Here is a 7460-nt window from a genome sequence, read left to right as displayed (position 1 = left end):
CGTAGAGCTGCGTCGCCGCGGCGCCGAGCGGCGCGGCCGCGCCGGCATGGGCAGCCGCCTCTTGCGCAAGCCTTAAATCCTACAGCATCAGCGCGGTCATGAAGCCCGGCCTGTAGTCATGATTCGCCGGCGACGTCGGGACCAGCTCAGGCGCCGGGCAGTAGCTGGTGAGCGACCAGGACTGTCCAGAGGACATCGACGCCGCGTCAAACAAGGCCCGATGCGAAAGTCCGAGCCTTTCGGCGAGAACGAACGCCTCGGCCGTCGCGATCATCGTGACGCCGAGCATCAGATTGTTGCAGATTTTCGCCGCCTGCCCCATGCCGGCGCCGCCGCAATGGAGCACATGCGCGCCCATATGTTCGAGGATGGGCTGCGCCGCCGCAAACGCCTCCGCTTCGCCGCCGCACATGAAGGTCAAAGTCGCCGCTTTCGCGCCGGCGACGCCGCCCGACACCGGCGCATCCACCGAGAGCGCGCCGCTCTCTTGCGCGAGGCGATGCGCGGCGCGCGCGCTTTCGACGTCGATCGTGGAGCAGTCGATGAGCAGCTTGCCGCGCGCTTGCGCCGCAATTTCACGCCAGACCGCAAGAGTCTGGTCGCCGCTCTGCAGCATCGTGATCACAACGTCCGCGCCGTCGATCGCCTCGCGCAACGACCCTGTGGCGACGACGCCGTCCGGAGCGGCGGAGTCGATCAGCGTCGCGTTCAGATCGAAGCCGCGCGTCTCGATGCCGGCGCGCGCCAGCGCCGCCGCCATGGGCCGGCCCATATTGCCCAGACCGATGAAGGCCGCGCGCGCCATGGCTACGAAAAGGTCGGCATGACGAAACTTGCGCCGGTCCTGACGCCGCCCGGCCAGCGCGACGCCACGGTCTTCGTCCTCGTATAGAAGCGAATGGCGTCGGGTCCATGCTGATTGAGATCGCCGAACATCGATCGTTTCCAGCCGCCGAACGTATAATAGGCCAAAGGCGTCGGGATCGGCACATTGACGCCGACCATGCCCACTTCGACCCGGGACGCGAATTCGCGCGCCGCATCTCCGTCCCGCGTGAAGATCGCGACTCCATTGCCATATTCGTGATGATTGGCGAGCGACAGCGCCTCGTCGAAGCTCCGCGCGCGCACGACGCAGAGCACCGGGCCGAAGATTTCCTCCTTGTAGATCCGCATGTCCGGCGTCACCTCGTCGAACAGGCATCCGCCCATGTAGAAACCGTTCTCATAGCCTTGCATTCTGAAATCGCGGCCATCGACGCGCAGTTTCGCGCCCTCCTCGACTCCGAGAGCGACATAGTCTTTGACCCGTTCCAGATGCGCGTGCGAGACCAGCGGACCGAAATCGGCTGAAGGATCGGTCGACGGACCGACGCGCAGGCTTTCGACCCGCGGCTCCAGCCGTGCGATCAGAGCGTCGGCCGTCTTTTCGCCCACCGGCACGGCGACCGAAATCGCCATGCATCGCTCGCCGCCCGACCCATAGGCGGCGCCGATCAAAGCGTCGACGGCCTGATCCATATCGGCGTCGGGCATGATCACCATGTGGTTCTTGGCGCCGCCGAAACACTGTACGCGCTTTCCGTGCGCGGCGCCGCGCGAATAAACATATTCGGCGACCGCCGTCGAACCCACGAAGCCGATGGCCTTGACCTCGGGCGCCTCCAGCAGCGCGTCGACCGCCTCCTTGTCGCCGTTGACGACGTTGAACACGCCCGCCGGAACGCCGGCTTCGAGCATCAGTTCGGCAAGAAGCAGAGGCGCGCCTGGGTCTCTTTCAGAAGGCTTCAGAATGAAGGCGTTGCCGCAGGCGATCGCCGGCGCGAATTTCCACATCGGAATCATCACCGGAAAATTGAAGGGCGTGACGCCCGCGACGATCCCGAGCGGCTGGCGCATCGAATAGACGTCGAGACCCGCCGCCGCCGAATCCGAAAATTCGCCCTTCATCAGATGCGGAACGCCGATGCAAAATTCTGCGACCTCGACGCCACGTTGAATTTCGCCCTGCGCGTCCGCAAGCGTCTTGCCGTGCTCGCGCGCCAGAATCGCCGCAAGTCGGCCCTTCTCGCGCCCGACGATGTCGACAAATTTCATCAGCACGCGGGCTCTGCGCTGCGCATTGACCGCCGCCCATTCTCGTTGCGCCGCAGCAGCGTCAGCAATCGCCTTGCGAACCTCGTCGCGCCCGGCGAGCGGCACGCGCGAGATCGTCGCTCCCGTCATCGGCTCATAGGCGTCGCAAAAGCGGCCGGACATTCCCTTGACCCGGCGTCCGCCGATAAAATGCCAAAGCTCTTCCATGTTCGCTATCTAAGGCGCGTCTGGCCGATGTCATCTCGCAGGGCCGGACCGCGCATCCTATATATTCCGGAGAGACCGCTTCCGCGGACGGATAACGGCCATGGGACTGCAACTCACGAGCGAAGGCAAAAATCGATACGCGCAGGCGCCGCGACAGGCGGACTGGACGATCGACCAAAATTGGGCCTCCTACAGCGACGAGGAGCACGATCGCTGGAACAGGCTCTTCGCCCGGCAGGCGAAGCTCTTGCCGGGGCGCGCCTGCGACGCGTTTCTAGAGGCGAAGCAAAGGCTCGAACTGTCGCGCTCCGGCATTCCGGATTTCGCCGATCTGAGCCGTCGCTTGCGGGCGATGACCGGCTGGAGCGTGGTCCCGGTGGCGGGGCTCATTCCGGACGACGCCTTCTTCGATCATCTCGCCAATCGGCGCTTTCCCGCCGGCGCGTTCATCCGCCCGGAGTCGGAGCTCGAATATCTGCAGGAGCCCGACGTCTTCCATGATGTTTTCGGGCATGTGCCGCTGCTCGCCAATCCGACCTATGCGCGATTTCTGGAAGCCTATGGCAAGGGCGGACGACGGGCGCTCGCGCGCGGACAGCTCCATAATCTGGCGCGGCTTTACTGGTACACGATTGAATTCGGCCTGATCGAGACGCCCGCGGGGCTCCGAATCTTCGGCGCCGGAATCATGTCCTCGCCTTCGGAGACGATCTTTTCGCTGGAAGACTCCTCGCCCCATCGCGTCGCCTTCGACCTCGAACGGGTGATGCGCACGAATTACATCATCAGTGATTTCCAGCAGACCTATTTCGTCATCGAAAGCTTCGAAAAGCTGCTTGCCGACGGCTATCAGGACTTCGATCCGATCTATGACCGGTTGCGCGGCGCTTCGGACTTCGCGCCGCATGAGCTGGCGCCGGGGGACCGCATCATCTCGCGCGGCGATTTTCATTATTTCCGCGCGAAGCGAAGCGCCTAACTCTGCATCGGAACTGGGGAAGAGTTGGTTTCTTCACCCTCATCCGATCGCCCGGTTAATCCTAGGGCTCCCAATTGACGACCCTTTGCTCGATGGCGCCAAAGATCGAACGCCCGTCGGCGGCGCGCATCTCGATGCGAACCACATCGCCGACTTTCAAGAATGGCGTTCGCGGCGCGCCTTCGACGAGTTTCTCGACGACGCGTTGCTCGGCGATGCAGGAGTAGCCGTCTCCGCCCTGCGCGATCGGCCTGCCGGGACCGCCATCGGCGTCCAGGTTGGACACCGTGCCGGAGCCGACGATCGCGCCGGCGCCAAGCGCGCGCGTGCGCGCCGCGTGAGCGATGAGACGCGCAAAGTCGAAGGTCATGTCCTTTCCCGCGTCAGGCCGGCCGAAGGGCGCGCCATTGAGGAAGGACAGCAGCGGCAGCGACAGGCGTCCGCCGTCCCATGCGTCGCCCAGTTCTTCAGGCGTAACCGCGACCGGCGAAAAGGCTGACGAAGGCTTTGACTGGAAGAAGCCGAAGCCTTTCGCCAGTTCCGCCGCCACCAGTCCGCGCAAGGTCACGTCATTGGCCAGCATCAGGAGCTTGATGTGGTCGCGCGCCGCCTCCGGCGTGACGCCCATCGGAACGTCGTCCGTGACGACGGCGATCTCGGCTTCGAGATCGAGCTCATGCTGTTCGTCGAGCAGGGGAATCTCTTCGCGCGGCCCGAGGAAGGCGTCGGAGCCCCCCTGATACATCAGCGGGTCGCTCCAGAAGCTCTCCGGCATTTCGGCGCCGCGCGCCTTGCGCACGAGCGCGACGTGATTGACATAGGCCGAGCCGTCCGCCCACTGATAGGCGCGCGGCAGCGGCGAGGCGCAGTCCTGCTCGCGAAAGGGAAAGCTCTCGCGAAGTCCGCATTCGAGGCGCGCCGCCAGACTCCGCAACTCGGGCGCGACGGCTTCCCAGTCTTCGATCGCCGCCTGCAGAGTGGGCGCGACGAAGCCCGCCGCGACAGCCCGCGTGAGATCGCGCGAGACGAGGATGAGCGCGCCGTCGCGCCGGCTCTTCAAGGATGCGAGCTTCACGGCGCATCGCCGGTGAAATAGCGGCGCAGGCCCGACCAGCAGTCCGCATAGTCTTTCTGCAGGGTTTCCAGCGATAGAGCGAAAGACGTGGGATAGAGCGGCAGACGGGACTCAAACATGAAGGCGAGCGCGCCGTCGATCTTGTCGGGGGACAGCTCCGCCCGAAAGGCCTGCTGAAAAGCTTCGGCGTCCGGCCCGTGCGGCAGCATCGCGTTGTGAAGCGACATGCCGCCTGGTTCGAAGCCGGACGGCTTCGCGTCGTAGCGTCCGTAAATCAAGCCCATGAACTCGCTCATGACATTCAAATGGAACCACGGCGGGCGGAACGTATGTTCCGCGACTTGCCAGCGCGGCGGAAAAATCGCGAAATCGACATTGCCGACCCCGCTTTCGTCCGAAGGAGACGTCAGGACCGTAAATATTGATGGATCAGGATGATCGAAGAGCAAGGCGCCGACAGGACAGAATTTTCGCAAATCATATTTGTAAGGCGCGTAATCGCCGTGCCAGGCCACGACGTCGAGCGGCGAATGGCCGATCTCGCAGCGATAGAAGCGTCCGCCCCATTTGACGGTGAGCCGGCAGGGCTGCGCCGTATCTTCGAACGCCGCGGTCGGCGTATGGAAGTCGCGCGGATTGGCGAGCCCGTTGGCGCCGATCACGCCCCGAGAGGGCAAAGTGAAGGGCGCGCCGTAGTTTTCGCAGACATAGCCGCGCGCCCGGCCCTCTGGAAGCTCGACGCGAAATTTGACCCCACGTGGAATGACGCAGATTTCGCCGGGCGCGCATTCGATCAGGCCGAATTCCGTAAGGATGCGCAGATCGCCGAGCTGCGGAACGATCAACAGCTCGCCGTCGGCGTTGTAAAAATAATCGTCGCGCATCGACTGCGCGGCGAGATAGAGATGCGCCGCCATGCCGACTCTCAGGCCGCAGTCGCCGGCGGTTGCGATGGTGCGCATTCCATCAACGAAAGAGCCTGCTTCGCCAGCGACCTCGCTGGCGCTCCAGCGCAGCTGCCCGAGCGGCGCGTCGACGTCGCGGCAGGGCGCGGTCTTCCAGCGGCTCTGCCCGACGTCCTTGGGATCACGGACGTGGAGAACCGAAGGGCGAATGCGGTAGAGCCATGAGCGCCGGTTGAGATGGTTCGGCGCGGTGAAGGCGGAGCCCGACAACTGCTCGGCGTAAAGCCCGTATGGACATCGTTGCGGCGAATTCTGGCCGATCGGCAACGCGTTCGGCAAGGCTTCGCTCTCGAACTCATTGCCGAAGCCGTGCAAATAGCGCGTCGGCGTCATGGACTAGCCCGCCGCCCGGTTCAACACGCCGCGGCGGATCTGATCCTCTTCGATGGATTCAAACAGCGCACGGAAATTGCCTTCGCCAAAGCCTTCGTCGCCCTTCCGCTGAATGAATTCGAAAAAGATGGGGCCGATGACCGTTTTCGAGAAAATCTGCAGCAGCAAGCGGCGGGCGTCCGTCGTGAGGCCGTCGATCAGAATGCCCAATTCCTTGAGACGCTCGGTCGGCTCTCCATGGCCCGGCAGCCTGTGCGCCAAAGCGTCATAATAGGCATCTGGCGGCGCCGGCATGAAGTCGAGCCCATTCCGCCGCATCGCGACGACGGCATCGTAAATGTCATGGCATGCGCAGGCGATGTGCTGAATGCCTTCGCCCTTATAGGCGTCCAGAAATTCCTCGATCTGGCTTTTTTCGTCCGAGCTTTCATTGATCGGGATACGAATCTTGCCGCACGGACTCGTCATGGCGCGCGAACGCAGCCCCGTCATTTTGCCTTCGATGTCGAAATAGCGAATCTCGCGAAAATTGAAGATCCGCTCATACCATTGCGCGAGCGCGTCCATGCGGCCGCGCCGCACGTTATGAGTCAGGTGATCGATATTCGTCAGACCCACGCCGAAAGGTTTGGGATCGCGTTCGCCGATCCATTTGAAGTCGATGTCCCAGATCGAGCCTTGATCGCCATATCGGTCGACAAAATAGATCAGCGACCCGCCGACGCCTTCGATCGCGGGAATGTTCAGCTCCATTGGCCCCACCCCGAAGGCGACGGGCTTCGCGCCGAGCGAGACGGCCCGGCGCATCGCCTTGGCCGCATCCACGACCCGGAAACCGATGCAGCACACCGACGGCCCGTGCGCCTTCTGGAATTCGGCGGCGAAACTCTGAGGCTCCGCGTTCAGGACATAATTCACGTCCCCCTGCCGGTACAGCGTGACGTCCTTCGAGCGGTGGCGCGCGACGGCGGAGAATCCCATCTTCGCGAAGAGCGACGCCAGTTGCGCGGGATCCGGATGGGCGAATTCGACAAATTCGAATCCGTCTGTTCCCATCGGGTTTTCGGCGGCCGTTCCGGCGCCGCCAGGAGTCGAGTTCATGACGAGGCCCTATACAGCTTTGGCGGACATACTATTTAGATATTGCGTCGCCCGTCCGGTTAAAGTCCCATGATCCTCTACGACTACTACCGCTCGTCGGCCGCCTATCGGGTGCGCATCGCCATCGCGCTCAAAGGCCTCGCCGTCGAACGCAAGCCTGTCCATCTCCTTCGGGGCGAACAGCGTGACCCGAGCTACCGTGCGAAAAGTCCGCTGGCCATCGTGCCGACGCTGGAGCTCAACGATGGGACGCTGATTACCCAGTCGTTAGCCATCATCGACTATCTCGACGCGTTGAAGCCTGCGCCGCCGCTGCTGCCCGGCGACGCCGTTTTGGCGGCTCAGGCGCGCGCGGCGGCGTTGACGGTCGCCTGCGAGATTCATCCGCTCGCGAATTTGCGGGTGATAGAGGCCCTGCAAAGGGAATTCGACGCGAATGACGATCAGATCACCGGCTGGCGCAGGCGCTGGATCGCCGAGGGCCTTAACGCGGTCGAAGCGCTGATCGCGCCGGCGCCCTTCGCTTTTGGCGCAGAGCCGTCGCTTGCCGACATTTGCCTCATTCCGCAAGTCTATAACGCGCGTCGCTTCGACGTTTCGCTCGACGCCTGCCCGCGCATCCTCGCCGTCGATGCGGCCTGCGCCGCGCATCCCGCCTTTATCGCTGCGCATCCACAGGCGCAGCCGGACGCCGAATAGGGCT

At 63.6% G+C, this 7460-nt stretch carries 6 protein-coding genes and 1 pseudogene; 2 read left to right on the top strand and 5 right to left on the bottom strand.

Going from position 1 to position 7460, the window contains the following annotated elements:
- Together mmsB and AB7F41_RS12545 are read right to left on the bottom strand one after the other, a co-directional pair.
- Positions 1-805 (bottom strand): annotated as a pseudogene (gene mmsB, locus AB7F41_RS12550) (3-hydroxyisobutyrate dehydrogenase); the annotation flags it as partial.
- A gap of 2 nt (positions 806-807) precedes the next feature.
- Positions 808-2304: a CoA-acylating methylmalonate-semialdehyde dehydrogenase gene (locus tag AB7F41_RS12545; protein WP_428385465.1), complete on the bottom strand. Its 1497-nt coding sequence runs from the start codon at positions 2302-2304 to the stop codon at positions 808-810.
- Positions 2305-2404: 100 nt separating this feature from the next.
- Between AB7F41_RS12545 and phhA the strand changes: the two genes are divergently transcribed.
- Entirely contained in the window at positions 2405-3283 is an 879-nt protein-coding gene (phhA, locus tag AB7F41_RS12540; RefSeq protein ID WP_428385463.1) for a phenylalanine 4-monooxygenase, read from the top strand.
- Positions 3284-3344: 61 nt separating this feature from the next.
- On the opposite strand, the gene AB7F41_RS12535 is transcribed toward phhA, so the two are convergent.
- From AB7F41_RS12535 to hppD, 3 genes are read right to left on the bottom strand one after another with little or no spacing between them, the layout of a single operon-like run.
- Positions 3345-4358, bottom strand: a complete 1014-nt coding sequence (locus AB7F41_RS12535; RefSeq protein WP_428385461.1) for a fumarylacetoacetate hydrolase family protein — start codon at positions 4356-4358, stop codon at positions 3345-3347.
- Positions 4355-5656 (bottom strand): homogentisate 1,2-dioxygenase, encoded by a 1302-nt coding sequence (gene hmgA / locus AB7F41_RS12530; RefSeq protein WP_428385460.1) that lies wholly within the window; start codon positions 5654-5656, stop codon positions 4355-4357. The genes AB7F41_RS12535 and hmgA overlap by 4 nt, the downstream gene beginning before the upstream one ends.
- A gap of 3 nt (positions 5657-5659) precedes the next feature.
- Positions 5660-6757, bottom strand: coding sequence for a 4-hydroxyphenylpyruvate dioxygenase (gene hppD, locus AB7F41_RS12525; RefSeq protein WP_428385458.1), 1098 nt, complete (start codon positions 6755-6757; stop codon positions 5660-5662).
- A gap of 69 nt (positions 6758-6826) precedes the next feature.
- On the opposite strand from hppD, the gene maiA reads away from it, so the two are divergent.
- On the top strand, positions 6827-7456 hold the full coding sequence (maiA, locus tag AB7F41_RS12520; RefSeq protein ID WP_428385456.1) for a maleylacetoacetate isomerase: 630 nt from the start codon (positions 6827-6829) through the stop codon (positions 7454-7456).
- Positions 7457-7460 lie beyond the last annotated feature (4 nt).

It is taken from the genome of Methylocystis sp. (genome assembly GCF_050251305.1).
Classification (GTDB): Bacteria; Pseudomonadota; Alphaproteobacteria; order Rhizobiales; family Beijerinckiaceae; genus Methylocystis.
This window is presented reverse-complemented; position numbering and strand designations above follow the sequence as displayed.